An 18,316-nucleotide genomic window follows, 5' to 3' on the forward strand; every position below is an offset into this window, starting at 1 on the left:
TTTCTTGGCCGAACGTGGATCAGACCCAGGTGTCCAGCCACATCCGCGACCGCCAGTCGTCGATCGGGATGGCCTGGCCCGTGTACAGCGGCCAGAAATAGATGAAGTTCCAGGTGATCAGGAGGACCAGGACGCCGGCCGCCGTGGCGCCCGCGACGCGGCGGGTGTCGGTGGAGCGGGGTGGGCCGATGATCGCGCCGAGGAGCATCGCCACCGCCAGGCACAGGAACGGCAGGAAGACGACGGCGTAGAAGAAGAAGATCGTGCGTTCCTGGTACATGAACCAGGGCAGGTAGCCGGCCGCGATGCCGCAGGCGATGGCGCCCGCCCGCCAGTCGCGGCGGAAGAACCAGCGCCACAGCACGTAGAGCACCGCGAAGCAGGCGACCCACCACAGCAGCGGCGTGCCGAGGGCGAGGACCTCGCGGGCGCACTTCTCGCCGGCGTCGGCCGGGCAGCCGTCCTTGCCGGGCGCCGGGGACTCGTAGAAGTACGACACCGGGCGGCCGAGGACGAGCCAGCTCCACGGGTTGGACTGGTAGGTGTGCGGCGAGGACAGGCCGACGTGGAACTCGTAGACCTGGTGCTCGTAGTGCCACAGGCTGCGCAGCCAGTCGGGCAGGAAGGTCCAGTCGCCGCCCTTGCCGCCGGTGGCGGCCCAGTTGCGGAAGTAGCCGCCGGAACCGTCCGTGGCGGAGAGGATCCAGCCGGTCCAGGACAGGAGGTAGGTGAACAGGGCCACCGGGACGGTGGCGAGGAACGCCAGGCCCGTGTCGCGCTTGAGGACCGCCGTGTACGGGTGCCGGGCCCCGGCGACCCGGCGCGAGCCGACGTCCCACAACACCGCCATCAGACAGAACGCGGCCAGGATGTACAGGCCGTTCCACTTGGTGCCGATGGCCAGGCCCAGCATCAGACCCGCCGCCCAGCGCCAGGGGCGCCATCCGAGGCGCGTCGTCTCGGCCGTGTACCGGTCGGGACGGGCCCGGCCGTCGGCGTCCACCGGCAGCGCGGCGGCCAGCCGCGCGCGTGCCCTGTCCCGGTCCACGAGCAGACAGCCGAACGCGGCCAGCACGAAGAACATCAGCACGCCGTCGAGCAGCGCCGTGCGGCTCATCACGAAGTGCAGGCCGTCCACCGCCATCAGCGCGCCCGCGAGGCACCCCAGGAAGGTGGAGCGGAACAGCCGGCGGCCGATCCGGCACAGCAGCAGCACGGACAGCGTGCCGAGCAGCGCCGTCATGAACCGCCAGCCGAACGGGTCGAACCCGAACATCAGCTCGCCGAGCCCGATGACGTACTTGCCGACCGGCGGGTGCACGACGTACGCCGCGTCCGTCGGGATGGCCACGTGCGAGCCCGACGACAGCACCAGGTCGTTGGCGTTCTTGTCCCAGCTGACCTCGAACCCGCGGTGCACGAGACCCCAGGCGTCCTTGGCGTAGTACGTCTCGTCGAATATCACCGCCCTGGGGTTGCCCAGGTTCCAGAACCGCAGCACCCCCGCCAGCAGCGTCACCAGCAGCGGGCCGATCCAGCCCGACCAGCGCACCAGCCGTCCCGCGAGCGTGTGCGGGACGCCGAGCGCCGCCCACAGCCGGGGCCCGGGCTCGGTGTACGGCGGCACCAGGCGCGCACGGACGTCGTCTGCGTCGCTTCTGGGCTGCCCCTGGTAGCCGAAGCGGCGCAGCCGCTGCTGCCAGGACGTCCGCTGCTCGTGCGGCGCCTGGCCCTGCCGGGTGTCCGTGGAGGACGCGGTACTGGTCACCGCGCCATCGTAGGGAACCGTTCTGTGTGAGTCCCGTGCATGGCCGGTATGCGTCCGCATCCTCCGCCCCTGGGAGGAGTCCGCGCCCGCGGGCCCTGGGAGGATGGGAGGGTGATCGGAACCCTCGTACTCGCAGGCACCCCCATCGGCGACATCGCGGACGCCCCGCCCCGGCTCGCCGAGGAACTGGCCGGGGCCGACGTCGTCGCCGCCGAGGACACGCGGCGGCTGCGCCGGCTGACCCAGGCGCTGGGCGTGACGCCCAAGGGCCGGGTCGTGTCGTACTTCGAGGGCAACGAGTCCGCCCGGACGCCGGAGCTGGTCGAGGAACTCGTCGGCGGGGCCCGGGTGCTGCTCGTCACGGACGCGGGCATGCCGTCCGTGTCCGACCCGGGCTACCGGCTGGTCGCGGCCGCCGTCGAGCGGGACGTGCGGGTCACCGCCGTACCCGGGCCGTCCGCGGTGCTCACCGCGCTGGCGCTGTCCGGGCTGCCCGTCGACCGGTTCTGCTTCGAGGGGTTCCTGCCGCGCAAGGCGGGGGAGCGGCTGGGGCGGCTGCGGGAGGTCGCCGACGAGCGGCGCACCCTCGTCTACTTCGAGGCCCCGCACCGGCTCGACGACACGCTGGCGGCCATGGCCGAGGTGTTCGGGGCGCAGCGGCGGGCGGCGGTGTGCCGGGAGCTGACCAAGACGTACGAGGAGGTACGGCGGGGCGGGCTCGGGGAGCTGGCCGCGTGGGCCGCGGAGGGTGTGCGCGGGGAGATCACCGTGGTGGTGGAGGGCGCGCCGGAGAAGGGACCCGAGGAGGTCGGGCCCGAGGAGCTGGTACGGCGGGTCCGGGTGCGGGAGGAAGCGGGGGAGCGGCGCAAGGAGGCGATCGCCGCGGTGGCGGCGGACGCCGGTGTGCCGAAGAGGGTGGTTTTCGATGCGGTGGTCGCCGCGAAGAACGCGGCGGGGTGACGGGTTCGGGTGGGGCTCGGGGTGCTTCGCGGGGCGCGGGTCGTGTGGGGTTGCGGACGCGGTTCCCCCTGCCGCCGACGGGGCGCTGAACCCACTCTGAGCAGGGCGCTTTTCGTTTGAGCGTGCGCCCCATGGGTGGGCAAAGCAGAAGGGGCGCAGGGGCAAGGGACGCCCAAATCGGGGCCAACAGTCGACAGGTCTGCTGCCATCGGTCCGGCCGAGGAGTCCACTGGGTTGCGGGGGCGGCATCGCCCTCACGCCACAGCGGACCAACAGGAGCTGGCATGAGTGAGATCGCAGGGCAGACCGGGCTCCGCGCCGGTGCGACCGCAGTCGTCAACGAGTCCTACTCCTTCGCCTGCATGCGATGCGGGCACGGCTGGGAGCAGTCGTACGAGATAGAGCACCACACGGACGCCGCGGGTCACGAGTTCGTCCTCTACGTGGCCGACGGCAAGGTGGTGCCCTCCCCGTTGAGCAAGCCCGAATGCCACCACTGCGACAGCCACGTCGTACGGATCATGCGGCCCGGGCGGGTCGCGTCGGCCCGTGACGCGGCGCACCGGCCGTCCCGTGTGCCGCCGCCCGCGGGACCCGTGGAGGCGCCCGCCGTGGACGCCGAGGCCGGGGCGACGGCGGGCCGGGAACAGCGCGACGACCACCACTGGCACCTGTCCGACCTGCTGCATCGCTTCCAGCGCAAGGCGAGCTGACCCCTCCGGCCCCTTCCGGCACAAGGCGGGCCGACCCGTCCGGCCCGCCTTGTCGACGCCCTCCCCGGTCCTCCCCTACCGGGGAGGGCGTACTCCTTTCGTAGGATCGGGGCATGCCTTCGAACGCCTCCGGCCGCCAGGACAAGAACGCGGCCCCGCCCCTCCCGGAGCCCCTCCGGGTACCGGTCGCCGACTCCCACACGCACCTGGACATGCAGTCCGGCACGGTCGAGGAGGCGCTGGCCAAGGCGGCGTCGGTCGGAGTGACGACGGTCGTGCAGGTCGGCTGCGACCTCAAGGGCTCCCGCTGGGCGGCCGAGACGGCGGCGGCGCACGACGCCGTCCACGCGACGGTCGCCCTGCACCCGAACGAGGCGCCCCGGATCGTGCACGGCGACCCCGACGGCTGGTCCAGGCAGGGCGCCCGCGAACCCGGCGGCCCGGCGGCCCTGGACGAGGCGCTCGCCGAGATCGACCGGCTGGCCGCGCTGGAGCGGGTCAAGGGCGTCGGTGAGACCGGCCTCGACTACTTCCGCACCGGCCCCGAGGGCAAGGAGGCGCAGGAGCGGTCCTTCCGCGCCCACATCGAGATCGCCAAGCGGCACGGCAAGGCCCTGGTCATCCACGACCGCGAGGCCCACGCCGACGTCCTGCGCGTGCTGAAGGAGGAGGGCGCCCCGGAACGGACCGTCTTCCACTGCTACTCCGGCGACGCCGAGATGGCGGAGATCTGCGCGAGCGCGGGCTACTTCATGTCCTTCGCCGGCAACGTCACCTTCAAGAACGCCCAGAACCTGCGCGACGCGGTGGCGGTGGCCCCGCTGGAGCTCCTCCTGGTGGAGACGGACGCCCCCTTCCTCACCCCGGCGCCCTACCGCGGGCGGCCCAACGCCCCCTACCTCGTGCCGATCACGGTGCGGGCCATGGCCGAGGTGCGCGGCATCGACGAGGACACGCTGGCCACGGCGCTCGGCGCCAACACCGCACGCGCCTTCGGGTACTGACCCCGCCCACCCGCTCCACCGCACGACTGTCCGTAGTCGCGTCGCTTTGGAGAGTGACGGCCGCTCCGCTAGGTTCTGGGGGCCCGATCCGGACCCCTCTGGACCTCCCCCGGCCCCTGGAGCGGCGTGAGCACCTCGCGGTACGAGACGTACGAGACGTATGGCCCGGCCTACGCCGACCCCGTGTACGGCGGTTTCGCCGCGCCACCGGTCGACCTGCACAGCGCCGACACCCTGCCCCACGGGACGCCCGGCGCCCACGAGGACACCTACCGCCCCGCCTACGAGGCACCGACCCTGCCCGGCCTGCCCCGGCAGGGTGCCCCGGACGGCGAACCCGGGCCCGAAGGCCACCCGGACCGGGGCGTGGGCGCACGCGCCGGGTCGCGAGCCGCGGCGCGCACCGGCTCGCACCGCAGGGCCGCGCGCCGGCGCAAAGCGCGCTATGTCGAGCGGCCGGACGGCCCGATGCGCCGGCTGCTCCCGCAGGCCCTGGTCGTCGCCTTCCTGGCGGGCGGCACCACGGCCTTCGTCGCCGAGGACAAGGCGATCGAGCTGAACGTCGACGGCAGGGCGCGCACCCTGCACACCTTCGCCGACGACGTCACCGAGCTGCTCGCGGAGGAGGGCGTCGAGGTCGGCGCCCACGACGTGGTGGCGCCCCGGCCCGGCACCGGGATCAGCAGCGGCGACGAGATCGCCGTGCACTACGGCCGCCCCGTGCGGCTCACCCTCGACGGGCACCGGCGCGAGGTGTGGACGACCGCCCACACGGTGGAGGGCGCGCTGCGGCAGCTCGGCGTGCGGCAGGAGGGCGCCTACGTGTCCACTCCCCGCTCCCGGCGCATCGGGCGCGAGGGGCTCGCACTGGACGTGCGGACCGAGCGCACCGTCACGATCATGGCGGACGGCCGCGCCCGCACGGTACGCACCAACGCGGCGACCGTACGGGAGGCCGTCGAACAGGCCGGGATCACCCTGCGCGGCCAGGACACCACCTCGGTCCCGCAGAGCAGCTTCCCGCGCGACGGGCAGACCGTGACGGTGCTGCGGATCACCGGCGGCACGGAGGTCCGCGAGGAGCCGATCCCGTTCCAGGTGCGGCGGACGCAGGACCCCGACCTGTTCCGGGGCACGGAGGTCGTGGAACAGGCGGGCGAGCCGGGCCTGCGCCGGATCACCTTCTCCCTGCGCACGGTCAACGGCGTCCGGCAGAAGCCGCGCCGGATCGGATCCGAGGTGGTGCGCGAGCCGCGCCCGCAGGTCGTGAAGGTCGGTACGAAACCGCGCCCGGCGTCCGTGCGGGGCGCCGACCACCTCGACTGGCAGGGCCTGGCGGCCTGCGAGTCCGGCGGCCGTCCCGACGCGGTGGACTCCTCGGGCACCTACGGCGGCCTCTACCAGTTCGACACCCGGACCTGGCAGGCCCTCGGCGGCAGCGGCCGCCCCCAGGACGCCCCGGCCGCGGAACAGACCTACCGGGCGAAGAAGCTCTACGTGCGGCGCGGCGCCAGCCCGTGGCCGCACTGCGGGGGGCGGCTGCACGGATGAGGGGGAGCCGGAAGGGGCGGGCGGACCCCCGTACCCTTGTCCCGTGACCAGCAGCCCCACCCCCGACGCCCTTCTGGGCCCCGCCGACATCCGCGAGCTCGCGGCAGCCCTCGGCGTGCGCCCGACCAAGCAGCGCGGACAGAACTTCGTGATCGACGCGAACACCGTCCGCCGTATCGTCCGCACCGCACAGGTCCGCCCCGACGACGTGGTCGTCGAGGTCGGCCCGGGGCTCGGCTCGCTCACCCTCGCGCTGCTGGAGGCCGCCGACCGGGTCACGGCCGTGGAGATCGACGACGTGCTCGCCGGCGCGCTGCCCGCGACCATCACGGCCCGCATGCCCGAGCGCGCCGACCGGTTCGCCCTGGTCCACTCCGACGCCATGCACGTCACCGAGCTGCCGGGCCCCGCCCCGACCGCGCTGGTCGCCAACCTCCCCTACAACGTGGCCGTCCCGGTCCTGCTGCACATGCTCGACACCTTCCCGACCATCGAACGCACCCTCGTCATGGTCCAGGCGGAGGTCGCCGACCGGCTCGCCGCCCCGCCCGGCTCGAAGGTCTACGGCGTCCCCTCGGTCAAGGCCAACTGGTACGCCGAGGTCAGGCGCGCCGGTGCCATCGGGCGGAACGTGTTCTGGCCCGCGCCCAACGTCGACAGCGGCCTGGTCTCCCTGGTCCGCCGGAGCGAGCCGCTGAAGACGACCGCCGCCAAGCGCGAGGTGTTCGCCGTCGTCGACGCGGCGTTCGCCCAGCGCCGCAAGACGCTGCGGGCCGCGCTGGCCGGCTGGGCCGGATCGGCCGCCGCCGCCGAGGAGGCCCTGGTCGCCGCCGGGGTCTCGCCGCAGGCCCGGGGCGAGTCGCTGACCGTCGAGGAGTTCGCGCGGATCGCCGAGCACAAGGCGAACCGGCACGAGGAGAAGGAGACCGCGTGAGCGTCACGGTCCGCGTCCCCGCCAAGGTCAACGTCCAGCTGGCGGTGGGCGCCGCCCGCCCCGACGGCTTCCACGACCTGGCCAACGTCTTCCTGGCCGTCGGCCTCTACGACGAGGTCACCGTCACCCCGGCCGACTCACTCCGCGTCACCTGCGAGGGCCCGGACGCCGACCTGGTGCCCCTCGACCGTACGAACCTGGCCGCGCGGGCCGCCGAAGCGCTCGCCGCGCGGCACGGCCGCGGCCCCGACGTCCACCTCCACATCGCCAAGGACATCCCCGTCGCCGGCGGCATGGCGGGCGGCAGCGCGGACGGCGCCGGCGCGCTGGTGGCCTGCGACGCGCTGTGGGGAACCGGCGCCTCCCGCGAGGAACTGCTCGACATCTGCGCCGAGCTGGGCAGCGACGTGCCGTTCAGCCTGGTCGGCGGTGCGGCCCTCGGCGTCGGGCGCGGTGAGCGGCTGACGCCCCTGGAGGTCGGCGGCACCTTCCACTGGGTGTTCGCGATGGCCGGGCGCGGCCTGTCCACCCCGGCGGTCTTCCGCGAGTTCGACCGGCTCGGCGAGGGCACCGACATCCCCGAGCCCGTCGCCTCCCAGGACCTCCTCGCCGCCCTCGCCAAGGGCGACCCGGACGCGCTCGCCGCCGCGGTCTCCAACGACCTCCAGCCCGCCGCGCTCTCCCTCTTCCCGGAACTCGCCGCCACCCTGGAGGCCGGCCGGGCCGCCGGCGCCCTCGCGTCCCTCGTCTCGGGCTCCGGCCCGACCACCGCGTTCCTGGTCCGCGACCCAGAGTCGGCGGCCGCGGTGGCACAGGCCCTGCTCGCGTCCGGCACGTGCCGGACGGTGCGCACCGCGTCGGGCCCGGCACCCGGGGCGACGGTCGCCGGGCGTTGATCGTGTGCCCCGGCCGCTGCCGGGCGCCTAGGCTCCCCCAGTTGTCCGACCACGGGGAGGCACAGGCGTGCGGGAACTGATCGAGGCCGTACGGCGCGGGGACGCGGACGAGGTCACGGCGCTGCTGGAGGCCGGGGGCGACCCCGACACCCGCGAGGACGGCCTCCCCCTCCTCTGCCTCGCCGTGGCGGCCTACGACCGGCCCGTCGCCGAGGCGCTGCTGGGAGCCGGCGCCGACCCCCTGCGCCCGCTGCCCGACGGGAGCACCCCGCTGACGCGGGCGGTGGACGGTGGATCGCACCTTCTGACCCAGACGCTCGCCACCAGCCGGATCCCGCTCACGGCACCGGTGCGCGCGGAAGTGCTGGCCCGCATACGGCGGTGGGCCGAGGCGGGCGCGGAGGCCGGACTGCGCCGCCTCACCGGCCGCACCGGGCCGGTGACGCGCGTTCGGGTCGAGGACGACGAGATCGGCTGGTGGTCCGAGCAGCTCACGCTCGGCGGGACGACCGTGCGTGACGAGCACCGGGCGATGCTCACCTCCATGGAGGCCCGCTACGGCATCCGCACGCCCTTCGACGAGCTGGTCGCCCGGGCCCTCGCCCACCCCGACCGGGACCACGTCGTGTGGTGCGACGTCGTGTTCACGCTCGGCCGGCGGACCGACGAGGAGACCTGGCAGCGGAGCCGGGACCTGCTCGACCACCCCGACCGGACGCACCGCCTGCTCGCCGCCGACCTCCTGCTGTCCCTGATCCTCGGAGACATCGCCAAGGGAAGCCAGCCGTTCTGGGAACGGGGCCGCGAGCTCGTGCCCTGGGCGGAGCGGGAGGAGGACTCCGAGGTGCTGTCGGTCCTCCTCCACGCGATGACCCACGACAGCGCCCCGGAGATCGAGGCCGTCGGGCTGTCGTGCCTCACCCACCCGGATCCGGCGGTGCGCGCCCTCGTGCCGGGCAGCCTGCACCACCCCGAGAGCCTCACCGCCGTGCTCCCCCTGGCCCATGACGAGGACCCCGGGGTACGCGAGGCGGTGTGCCACTGGCTCGCCCACCACCGGGGCAGCGAGCCCGAGGTGGGGGACACGCTGGTCGCTCTCACCCACGACGAGCGGCAGGAGATCCGCATCGGCGCCGTCTCCGGCCTGGCCTACCGCGACGATCCGCGCTGCGTGGAGGCCGAGCACCGCATCGGTCCCGTGGCCGGGGAACTGCGCGACGACGAGCGGCTGCACGACGTGTGGCGCTACCAGCGCCGCCGGGAGGCGGCGGACGGCGGCTGACCGCCCCGGCCGGAGCACCCCCGCGCGCGACTACCCTGGGAGATCGATCCATCCCCCTTGGCAGGAGAGAAATGGCCGTCAACCTGGTCAATGTCGAGAACGTCAGCAAGGTGTACGGCACCCGTGCGCTGCTCGACGGCGTCTCCCTCGGCGTCTCCGAAGGGGACCGCATCGGTGTCGTCGGGCGCAACGGCGACGGCAAGACCACCCTCATCCGCATGCTGGCCAGGCAGGAGAGCGCCGACAGCGGGCGGGTCACGCACTCCGGCGGGCTCCGCCTCGGCGTGCTCACCCAGCACGACTCCCTCGACCCCGAGGCCACCGTCCGCCACGAGGTCATCGGCGACATGGCCGACCACGAGTGGGCGGGCGAGGCCAAGGTGAGGGACGTGCTGACCGGCCTGTTCGGCGGGCTGGACCTGCCCGGGTTCCCCAAGGGCCTCGACACCGTCATCGGCCCGCTCTCCGGCGGTGAGCGCCGCCGAATCGCCCTGGCGAAGCTGCTCATCGAGGAGCAGGACCTGCTCGTCCTGGACGAGCCCACCAACCACCTCGACGTCGAGGGCATCGCCTGGCTCGCCCGGCATCTGCAGGCCCGCAGGTCGGCGCTGGTGTGCGTCACCCACGACCGGTGGTTCCTGGACCAGGTGTGCACGCGCATGTGGGACGTCCAGCGCGGCACGGTCCACGAGTACGAGGGCGGCTACTCCGACTACGTCTTCGCCCGGGCCGAGCGCGAGCGCATCGCCGCCACCGAGGAGGCCAAGCGGCAGAACCTCGTCCGCAAGGAGCTGGCCTGGCTGCGCCGCGGGGCGCCCGCCCGTACGTCCAAGCCGCGCTTCCGCGTCGAGGCCGCCAACGAGCTCATCAAGGACGTGCCCCCGCCCCGGGACAGCAGCGAGCTGATGCGCTTCGCGTCCTCGCGGCTCGGCAAGACCGTGTTCGACCTGGAGGACATCACCGTCCAGGCGGGCCCCAAGGTCCTGCTCAAGCACGTCACCTGGCAGCTCGGACCCGGTGACCGGATCGGCCTGGTCGGCGTCAACGGCGCCGGGAAGACGTCCCTGCTGCGCGCCATGGCCGAGGCCGCCAGGTCCGGCGGCGAGACCCAGCCCGTCGGCGGACAGGTCCGCGTCGGCAAGACGGTGAAGCTGGCCTACCTCTCCCAGGAGGTCGCCGAACTCGACCCCGCCACCCGCGTGCTGGAGGCCGTGCAGCAGGTGCGCGAGCGCGTCGACCTCGGCAAGGGCCGCGAGATGACCGCCGGGCAGCTGTGCGAGACGTTCGGCTTCACCAAGGAGAAGCAGTGGACGCCCGTCGGCGACCTGTCCGGCGGTGAGCGCCGCCGCCTCCAGCTGCTGCGCCTGCTCATGGACGAGCCCAACGTCCTCTTCCTCGACGAGCCCACCAACGACCTCGACATCGAGACGCTGAACCAGCTGGAGGACGTGCTCGACGGCTGGCCCGGTTCGATGATCGTCATCTCCCACGACCGGTTCTTCATCGAGCGCACCACCGACCGGGTGTTCGCCCTGCTCGGCGACGGCGCCCTCAGGATGCTGCCGCGCGGCATCGACGAGTACCTGGAGCGCAGGCGGCGCATGGAGGAGGCCGCGGCCGCCCAGGCCCCCGCGGCGGCGCAGCAGTCGGCCGCCCCGGAGAAGAGCGCCGCCGACCAGCGGGTCGCCAAGAAGGAGCTCCAGAAGATCGAGCGGCAGCTCGACAAGGTGTCCGAGAAGGAGACCAAGCTTCACGCCCAAATCGCCGAAAACGCCACGGACTTCGCGAAGGTCGCCGAACTGGACGCCGAGCTGCGGGAGTTGGCCGGTCAGCGTGAGGAGCTGGAGATGCGCTGGCTGGAACTGGCCGAGGACGCGTGAAGGGTGCGTGAAGGCGCATAACGGCGGCATCACGGGCCGGTCCTCCCTTGGGAACAGGGGGTGATCGGCCCGGTGTGCTGTCGGAACCTGGTGATAGAAAGAGTCGTCTTAGAACTTTATGAAGCGACTCTGAGCCCGATGAGCATCTCAGGGTGTGGCTAAAAATCAGTGATCGAACGGGGGAGCCGCTGATGACTCAGCCGCCCAGTCAGCCGCCGCACGGTGGCTTCGGAACACCGCAGAACCAGCCGCACAACCAGCCGCCGCAGGGCGGTGGTCACGGGGTGCCGCAGACCCCGCCGCCGCCCCAGGGCCCGCCCCAGGGGCCGCCGCCCCCGCAGGGCCCGCCGCAGCCCGGCTACGGCTACCCGCAGCAGCCCGGTCCGTACGGGCAGCCGCAGCAGCCCGGTCCGTACAACCCCGGCCCCTACGGCCAGCCCCAGCAGCCGGGACCGTACGGCCAGCCCCAGCAGCCCGGTCCGTACGGCCAGCCCGGTTACGGCTACCCGCAGCAGCCGCAGTACCCCGGTGCGCCCGGCATGCCGCCCGGGGGCGGCTCGAACAACCCCTTCAAGGGCAAGCCCGCCCTGATCATCGGCGCGGCGGTCGCCGCGCTGCTGGTCGTCGGCGGCACCGTGTGGGCCGTCACCGGTGGCGACGACGGCAAGGGCGAGAAGAAGCCGGTCGCCCAGAAGACCGACGACGCCAAGCCCGCCACCTCCGCGCCGGTCAACCCCGGCGACGGCAGCGGTGACGGCGGCGAGGACCCGGAGGACCTCAACGCGGGCCGCCAGGCCGGCGAGGCCAAGGTCCTCTGGTACAAGGAGGCGCCCGACGCCCCCGGTTCCGGTGCCGACGCCGACGGCATGTGGATCACCGGCAAGACCGCGGTGAAGGCCGCCTACAAGCAGCTCTTCGCCTACAACGTCGGTGACGGCAAGCCGTCCTGGGACGCGATCACCTTCCCGCAGAAGATCTGCGCGACGACTCAGCAGAAGACGTCCGACAACAAGATCGTCGTCGCGTACATGAGCGGCGGCAGCGACCGCGCCAAGTGCAACCAGCTCCAGGAGATCGACCTCGTCACCGGCGAGAAGGGCTGGAAGGAACAGGTCGCCGACGGCGGGCTGTTCGACTCCACGCTCTCCGTCGAGCTGTCCATCACCGGCAAGACGCTGATGGTGGGCCGCTCCCAGTCCGGCACGGCCTACGACGTCACCAACGGCGACAAGCTCTTCGACAAGAAGAAGTACGGCAACGCCTGCTTCCCCGCCGCGTTCGCCGGCGGCGAGAAGCTGATCGCCGTCTCCTCCTGCGGCGCCGGCACCGGCAAGGAGCACGACGAGATCCAGGAGCTCGACCCGAAGACCGGCAAGGCCAAGTGGACCCAGCCCTTCGACAAGGGCTGGCGGGTCGCGCGCACCTACTCGGTCAGCCCCCTGGTCGTCTACAGCACCAACGAGGACAAGAAGGCCTGGAACATCTCCACCTTCACCTCCGGCGGCAAGTTCCGCTCGCAGGTCGGCTTCGACGAGGACTTCGCCCCCGAGTGCGGCTGGGCCATCCTCGAGCGCGACCTCACGGGCTGCCAGGGCGTCGCCGCCGACGACTCCACGCTCTACCTGCCGACCAAGGCCACCACCGGCGCCAACGAGATCGTCGCGGTCAACCTCGCCAACGGCAAGGAGAAGTGGCGCGTGAAGTCACCCGCCGACGAGTCGATGCTGCCGGTGAAGACCGAGGGCGGCAAGCTCATCGCCTATGTGGAGCCGTCGTACGACGCGGGCGGGCAGATCGTGTCCATCCCGACCGGCGGTGGCAGCCACAAGCCGTCCAAGCTGCTGCAGAACCCCGAGGGCGCCGCGGACATCGAGAACAGTTTCTTCTCCAAGGAGATCGACTGGGTCGACGGGCGCTTCTACATCTCGACGAGCCGGCTGAGCGGGAACGACGAAACGAAGGAGAAGTTGATGCTCGCCTACGGCAAGTGACTCTTCCTCCCTCCGAACTCCCTTCGTCGTCCGTCCCCTTCCCCGAGGTACCCACGCCATGACCCAGCCGCCGCCCCCGCCGCCCCAGCAGCCCCCGCAGGGGGGCGGCTTCGGCCCGCCCCAGGACCAGCCGCCGCAGACCCCGCCCCCGGCCGGGCCGAACCTCGGCAAGGCCCCGGAGCCGGGGTACGGCTACCCCCAGGCACCGTCCGCGCCGCAGACCCCTCCGCAGACCCCGCCCCCGGCCGCCCCGCAGACCCCGCCCCAGCCTCCGCAGGGGTACGGATATCCGCAGGCGGCTCCGGCCCCCCAGGCTCCGCAGGGGCCGCCCGGCTACGGCTACCCCGGCCAGCAGCCGGGGCCGTACGGCCAGCCGCAGCAGGCGCCGTACGGGCAGCAGCAGGCGCCTTACGGGCAGCCCGGTTACGCGCAGCAGCCCGGTTACGGCTATCCGCAGCAGCCCATGCCGCACCAGCCGCAGGCCGGACAGCCGGGCGGCGGCGGGAAGTTCGGCGCGCAGATGCTGATCATCGTCGCCGCGGTCGTGGCGATCGCCCTGATCATCGCGGGTGGCGTCTGGTACGCCTCCTCCGGCAAGGACGAGGGCAGGGAGAACGACACCGCCGGAACCAGCGCCGGCACCGGCGGCACGGACGACGGCAACGGCGGCACCGCCTCCGGCAAGGAGAAGGCGCCGTCCGACCCCGGCGCCAAGGTCCTCTTCCAGGTCCCGGCGCCCGAGGTGAAGAACGACAGCACGGTCGTCGTCTCCGGCTCGTGGCTCACCGACAAGGCGTACGTCAAGAGCGGCATCGCCCAGGTCGTGGGCTACGACCGCGACAAGGGCAGCGAGTTGTGGAAGGTGCCGCTGTCCGGCCCCGTCTGCCAGGCCAGCCGCCATGTCACCGACGACAACCTGACGGCGGTCCTCTACCAGCCGGCGATGCCGACCAAGGCCGACCCCTCGCACGGGTGCAGCCAGATCGCGCTCATCGACCTCGACGCGGGCAAGAAGCTGTGGACGAAGACCGTCAAGACCGGTGACCAGCTGATCAACTTCGACAACATCACCCTCAGCGGGAAGACCGTCGCCGTCGGCAGCACCAGCGGCGGCGCCGCCTTCGACGTCTCCGGCAAGCTCCTGTGGAGCCCGAAGCCGGGCGACTCCTGCTACGACGCCGGGTACGGCGGCGGCGCGAAGCTGGTCGCGGTGCGCAAGTGCGGCTCGTACGACCAGCGGCAGCTGCACATCCAGACCATCGACCCGAGGTCCGGGAAGGTGATCTCGGAGTACAAGATGACCGAGGGCATCGAGTACGCGAGCATCGTGTCGACCGACCCGCTGGTCGTGGCCGCCGACGTCGGCGACTCCGCGGGCGACGGCAGCGGCATCTCCGACTTCTTCTCCATCGACAGCAAGACCGGCAAGCTGCGCACCCGCATCTCCGCGCCGGGCGAGCAGTTCGCGGCCCGCTGCGAGGGCATCACCCGCGTCGAGGCCTGCAACCTGCTGGCCGTGGGCAACGACCGGCTGTACCTGCCGACCGAGGAGCACGACGGCACCGGCAAGTACAGCGAGACCAACGAGATCGTCGCCTTCGACCTCGCCACCGGCAAGCAGACCGGGCAGCGGGCCGACGCCGGCGACGGCTACACGATCTCGCCGCTGCGCATGGACGGCGGCAACCTGATCGCGTACAAGCGTCCGCCGTACGACAAGGGCGGGCAGGTCGTGAGCATCGCCGGGGGCAGCTTCAAGGAGACGAAGCTGCTGGAGAACCCCGCGACGAGGACGGTCCGCGACGTGGAGACCAGCATGTCGCCGGAGTACTCCGAGTTCCTGTTCGCCGACGGGCACCTCTTCATGTCCAAGGTGTACGCGAGCAAGCGGTCGGCGGTGCGGGACAAGGAGTACCTCGCGGTCGGCTTCGGCACGGGCTGACGAACTCCGACCGGGCTCTGACCGGGTACCGACCGGTTCGTGATCGACTGGTGGCTGCTGTGGCCCCGTCCCTGTTCAGGGGCGGGGCCATCGCTGTTCGGCGCGGTCAACCTGGAGGGAGGGGACTTTCGGCGATCCGGGGCGATTCTCGCCGGTAGGGGGAGCGCAACGTCGAACAAGCGTGTAGCTTCCGGGGGCATGAAGGCGGGGGAGCCGGGGGGCTTCCATGGGGGGCTGGGGTGACTGGGGGGTTGCTCGATGGGAGTACGGCTCATGGTGGTCGACGACCACCGATTGCTGGCCGAGGCGCTGGCTTCGGCGCTGAAGCTGCGGGGGCACCGGGTGCTGGCCGCGGCGGCGCCGGCCGCGGGGGCGGCGGAGCTGGTGATCACGCGGGCGCCTGAGGTGTGCCTGCTGGGGACGGCGGCGCCTGCCGAGCCGGGGATCTTCGACCCGGTGGTGAGGATCAAGCGGGAGCGGCCGCAGGTGGCGGTGCTGGTGCTGGGGCCGGTGCCGAGTCCCCGGGGCATCGCGGCGGCGTTCGCGGCGGGGGCGTCGGGATACGTCCGGCACGACGAGCGTATAGAGGGTGTCGAGCGGGCGATCATGAAGGCGCGGGCGGGGGAGGCGGCGGTGGCGCCGCAGCTGTTGCAGGGTGCGTTCAGTGAGTTGCTCAACCCGGCGGCCCAACCGGACGACGAGGGCCAGCGGTTGCTCCAGATGCTCACACCGCGCGAGGTGGAGGTGCTGGTCCGGGTCGCCGACGGCGAGGACACCCGTCTGATCGCGGCGGGCATGGGCATCGCCCCGTCGACGGCCCGTACGCACGTCCAGCGGGTGCTGATGAAGCTGGGCGTGGGTTCCCGGCTGGAGGCGGCGGCGCTGGCGGCGCGGACGGGGTTGCTGGACCGGGCGGGGCCGGTGCGGCGGGACCCGTGACCTCCACGATGCGCGCCCGTCTCGTGTGGCGCCGGGTGGGGGTGCACGTCGTCGCGTGACGCCGGGCGGTGGGCCGGGACCGCGCCGGGGGGTGTCCGTCCTCGGAACGGCGCGATGGGGTGCCATACCGACTGACTGTCCGTTGACGCGCCAACCGCTGCGGGCGGACACCCCCCGACACGGCCCCTTGCGTACGACGGCCGGTGCGTGAGCGTCGTGGCGCGCCGCAGCTGCGGGCATGCGTGCCGCTAGGGGCGGCACGGGTGGGCGCAGCGCCACCCCGCTACGCCGGGCTGCGGACCCACCCGGCCTCGACAGAGGTGTGGGCCGGTTATTCCACCCGCTCGTCGTCCTCCGGCTCAACCCCGGGAGGGGCCGGGGCCACGGGCCTCAGCTTCAGCCACACCAGGAAGAACACGCCCAGCAGCAGCATCCCCAACCCGGTCCACAGGTTGATGTTCACTCCCTCCGCCTTGTCGATGTCCGCGTCGGACGCCGTGAACCCCGCGATCGTGACGATCACGCCGTAGACCACGAACAGCCCGCCGATGATCCGCCGGATGTCGAACAGCCGCGCGGCGGTCGCCGACTTGCCCTGCAGTTCGGTGATCTCCCGTTGCAGGTCCTTCTCGGAGTGGAACTCAGACATGCTCGATCAATCCTTCGTCGGTCAGAACGAGAACGGGATGTAGCAGGCCGCGGCCAGGACGACCGCGCCCCAGCCCAGGAGCGCCGGCTTGCGGTACCAGGCCTCGTCCCCCGGCGCCGGCGGCTCCGCCATGCCGGGCGAGCGCGTGCCGTAGACCAGTCCCCGCAACTCCTCGGCCGGCTTGGGTGCCGTGAACAGCGACACCGCCACCATGACCACCGCCCCGGCGACGAAGCCCGCGATCGCCGAGACGAAGTTGGCCCCCTGGTCGGAGGGGATGTCGATGATGTCCCGCTTGTAGAGGACGAAGTAGTTGATCATCGCCGCGGTGGTGCCCGCGAGCAGCCCCCAGAAGCCCGACTTCATCGACGCCCGCTTCCAGAACATGCCGATGATGAAGACGACGAACATCGGCACGTTGAAGAAGGAGAACAGCGTCTGGAGGTAGGCCATGATGTTGGAGAAGGACCGGGCCAGGAACGCCGTGCCGATGGAGGCCAGGACGCCGATCGCGGTGATGATCCGGCCGAAGCGCACGTAGTACTCGTCCTCGCGGTCCTTGATGACGTACTTCGCCCAGATGTCCGTCGTGAACACGGTGTTGAAGGACGACACGTTCGCCGCCATGCCCGCCATGAACGCCGCGAGCAGACCGGTGACGGCGATGCCCAGCACACCGTTGGGCAGCAGCTGCTCCATCAGGTAGGGGATCGCGTCGTTGTACTGGAGGTCGGAGCCGGGCGTGCCGATCTTCGGCACCAGCACCGCTGCGACCAGGCCCGGGATCATCACCAGGAACACGATGAAGATCTTCGGGAACGCGGCGATCAGCGGGGTGCGCTGGGCCGCCGAGAGGTTCTTCGCGGACAGCGCGCGCTGCACCTCCGCGAAGTTGGTCGTCCAGTAGCCGAAGGAGAGCACGAAGCCGAGGCCCAGGACGATCGTCAGCCAGTTCGCGCCGAGCGGGTTGGCGCTGCCGATGCCGGTGCCGCCCCAGGACGTCATGAAGTCGGCGCCGTGAGCCTTCGTCAGCGAGTCGGACAGGCCGTCCCAGCCGCCGACCTTCTTCAGCCCGAGGGCGGTGAGGGGGATGAGCGCCGCCAGGATCACGAAGAACTGCAGGACCTCGTTGTAGATCGCCGAGGACAGGCCGCCGAGGGTGATGTAGGCGAGGACGAAGAAGCCGGCGACGACGATCGCCACCCACTCCGGCCAGCCCAGCAGCGCCTCGACGACGATGGCCAGGGCGTAGAGGTTGACGCCCGCGATGAGGATGGCGGCGAAGGCGAACAGCACCGAGCTGAGCAGGTGCGCCGCCTTGTCGAAGCGCAGCAGCAGGAACTCGGGCACCGAACGGACCTTGGAGCCGTAGTAGAAGGGCATCATCACCAGGCCCAGGAAGACCATGGCCGGGATGGCGCCGATCCAGTACCAGTGCGTGGTGTAGACGCCGTACTGGGCGCTGTTGGCGGCCATGCCCAGGATCTCGGTGGCACCGAGGTTGGCCGCGATGAAGGCGAGACCGGTGACCCAGGCGGGCAGGGAACGGCCGGAGAGGAAGAAGTCGAGACTGGTCTTCACCGAGCGCCGGGCGGCGAAGCCGATGCCGAGGACGACGAGGAAGTAGAGGCCGAGGATCGTGTAGTCGAGCCAGTTGGTGGGGAGTCGCAGCTCGGCCGACAGATATGTGGGGGTTTGCATGAGCCCTCGCTTTGTTGCGCGAACCGATACCTCGCGGGAGCTTCTTCTCCGCGTTCAGCAATTGAACCCGTCCGGTGATGCACTTTGTTTGATTGTGATGTTGACG

14 protein-coding genes are annotated in these 18,316 nt (G+C 72.0%); 11 read left to right on the top strand and 3 right to left on the bottom strand.

Features of this window, described 5'->3' with window-relative positions:
- Positions 1-19: 19 nt before the first annotated feature.
- A complete protein-coding gene (locus AC0665_RS34395) occupies positions 20-1,768 on the bottom strand; it encodes a dolichyl-phosphate-mannose--protein mannosyltransferase (protein WP_478706527.1) in 1,749 nt (582 codons plus the stop codon).
- A 111-nt stretch (positions 1,769-1,879) separates the two neighbouring features.
- Here AC0665_RS34395 and rsmI point away from each other — a divergent pair, with 111 nt between their 5' ends.
- The 11 genes from rsmI (at position 1,880) to AC0665_RS34450 (ending at position 15,860) form a co-directional block, all read left to right on the top strand.
- Positions 1,880-2,728 carry a 16S rRNA (cytidine(1402)-2'-O)-methyltransferase gene (gene rsmI / locus AC0665_RS34400; RefSeq protein ID WP_468414403.1) on the top strand — a complete coding sequence of 283 codons (849 nt, stop codon included), beginning with the start codon at positions 1,880-1,882 and terminating at the stop codon, positions 2,726-2,728.
- A gap of 284 nt (positions 2,729-3,012) precedes the next feature.
- A complete protein-coding gene (locus AC0665_RS34405) occupies positions 3,013-3,441 on the top strand; it encodes a hypothetical protein (RefSeq protein ID WP_478706528.1) in 429 nt (142 codons plus the stop codon).
- Positions 3,442-3,554: 113 nt separating this feature from the next.
- The gene (locus AC0665_RS34410) at positions 3,555-4,445 is read left to right on the top strand and encodes a TatD family hydrolase (RefSeq protein WP_478706529.1); all 891 of its coding nucleotides are present in this window, start codon (positions 3,555-3,557) and stop codon (positions 4,443-4,445) included.
- Between the two features lie 126 nt (positions 4,446-4,571).
- Positions 4,572-5,996 (top strand): ubiquitin-like domain-containing protein, encoded by a 1,425-nt coding sequence (locus AC0665_RS34415; RefSeq protein WP_468414399.1) that lies wholly within the window; start codon positions 4,572-4,574, stop codon positions 5,994-5,996.
- A gap of 43 nt (positions 5,997-6,039) precedes the next feature.
- Positions 6,040-6,930, top strand: a complete 891-nt coding sequence (rsmA, locus tag AC0665_RS34420; RefSeq protein WP_478609683.1) for a 16S rRNA (adenine(1518)-N(6)/adenine(1519)-N(6))-dimethyltransferase RsmA — start codon at positions 6,040-6,042, stop codon at positions 6,928-6,930.
- A complete protein-coding gene (locus AC0665_RS34425) occupies positions 6,927-7,826 on the top strand; it encodes a 4-(cytidine 5'-diphospho)-2-C-methyl-D-erythritol kinase (RefSeq protein ID WP_468414397.1) in 900 nt (299 codons plus the stop codon). The genes rsmA and AC0665_RS34425 overlap by 4 nt, the downstream gene beginning before the upstream one ends.
- A 67-nt stretch (positions 7,827-7,893) precedes the next feature.
- On the top strand, positions 7,894-9,108 hold the full coding sequence (locus tag AC0665_RS34430; protein WP_478706530.1) for a HEAT repeat domain-containing protein: 1,215 nt from the start codon (positions 7,894-7,896) through the stop codon (positions 9,106-9,108).
- 71 nt (positions 9,109-9,179) lie between these two features.
- Positions 9,180-10,988, top strand: a complete 1,809-nt coding sequence (locus AC0665_RS34435) for an ABC-F family ATP-binding cassette domain-containing protein (RefSeq protein ID WP_363119363.1) — start codon at positions 9,180-9,182, stop codon at positions 10,986-10,988.
- Positions 10,989-11,179: 191 nt separating this feature from the next.
- Complete coding sequence (locus tag AC0665_RS34440) at positions 11,180-12,979, top strand: outer membrane protein assembly factor BamB family protein (RefSeq protein WP_478609692.1); 1,800 nt, start codon at positions 11,180-11,182, stop codon at positions 12,977-12,979.
- A gap of 58 nt (positions 12,980-13,037) precedes the next feature.
- A complete protein-coding gene (locus AC0665_RS34445) occupies positions 13,038-14,921 on the top strand; it encodes an outer membrane protein assembly factor BamB family protein (protein WP_478609695.1) in 1,884 nt (627 codons plus the stop codon).
- Positions 14,922-15,179: 258 nt separating this feature from the next.
- A complete protein-coding gene (locus AC0665_RS34450; protein ID WP_363119366.1) occupies positions 15,180-15,860 on the top strand; it encodes a helix-turn-helix transcriptional regulator in 681 nt (226 codons plus the stop codon).
- A gap of 331 nt (positions 15,861-16,191) precedes the next feature.
- On the opposite strand, the gene AC0665_RS34455 is transcribed toward AC0665_RS34450, so the two are convergent.
- Both AC0665_RS34455 and AC0665_RS34460 read right to left on the bottom strand, forming a co-directional pair.
- Positions 16,192-16,509, bottom strand: a complete 318-nt coding sequence (locus AC0665_RS34455) for a hypothetical protein (RefSeq protein WP_478609697.1) — start codon at positions 16,507-16,509, stop codon at positions 16,192-16,194.
- Positions 16,510-16,530: 21 nt separating this feature from the next.
- On the bottom strand, positions 16,531-18,210 hold the full coding sequence (locus AC0665_RS34460) for a sodium:solute symporter family protein (protein WP_478706531.1): 1,680 nt from the start codon (positions 18,208-18,210) through the stop codon (positions 16,531-16,533).
- Positions 18,211-18,316 lie beyond the last annotated feature (106 nt).

The organism is Streptomyces sp. NPDC043685 (assembly GCF_056436585.1).

What these genes read in the sequence shown, in the direction of transcription:
- AC0665_RS34435 (WP_363119363.1), top strand. Translation starts at nt 9,180, where the DNA reads ATGGCCGTCAACCTGGTCAATGTCGAGAACGTCAGCAAGGTGTACGGC.
- AC0665_RS34410 (WP_478706529.1), top strand. Translation starts at nt 3,555, where the DNA reads ATGCCTTCGAACGCCTCCGGCCGCCAGGACAAGAACGCGGCCCCGCCC.
- AC0665_RS34440 (WP_478609692.1), top strand. Translation starts at nt 11,180, where the DNA reads ATGACTCAGCCGCCCAGTCAGCCGCCGCACGGTGGCTTCGGAACACCG.
- AC0665_RS34405 (WP_478706528.1), top strand. Translation starts at nt 3,013, where the DNA reads ATGAGTGAGATCGCAGGGCAGACCGGGCTCCGCGCCGGTGCGACCGCA.
- AC0665_RS34450 (WP_363119366.1), top strand. Translation starts at nt 15,180, where the DNA reads ATGGGAGTACGGCTCATGGTGGTCGACGACCACCGATTGCTGGCCGAG.
- AC0665_RS34445 (WP_478609695.1), top strand. Translation starts at nt 13,038, where the DNA reads ATGACCCAGCCGCCGCCCCCGCCGCCCCAGCAGCCCCCGCAGGGGGGC.
- AC0665_RS34460 (WP_478706531.1), bottom strand. Translation starts at nt 18,210, where the DNA reads ATGCAAACCCCCACATATCTGTCGGCCGAGCTGCGACTCCCCACCAAC.
- AC0665_RS34455 (WP_478609697.1), bottom strand. Translation starts at nt 16,509, where the DNA reads ATGTCTGAGTTCCACTCCGAGAAGGACCTGCAACGGGAGATCACCGAA.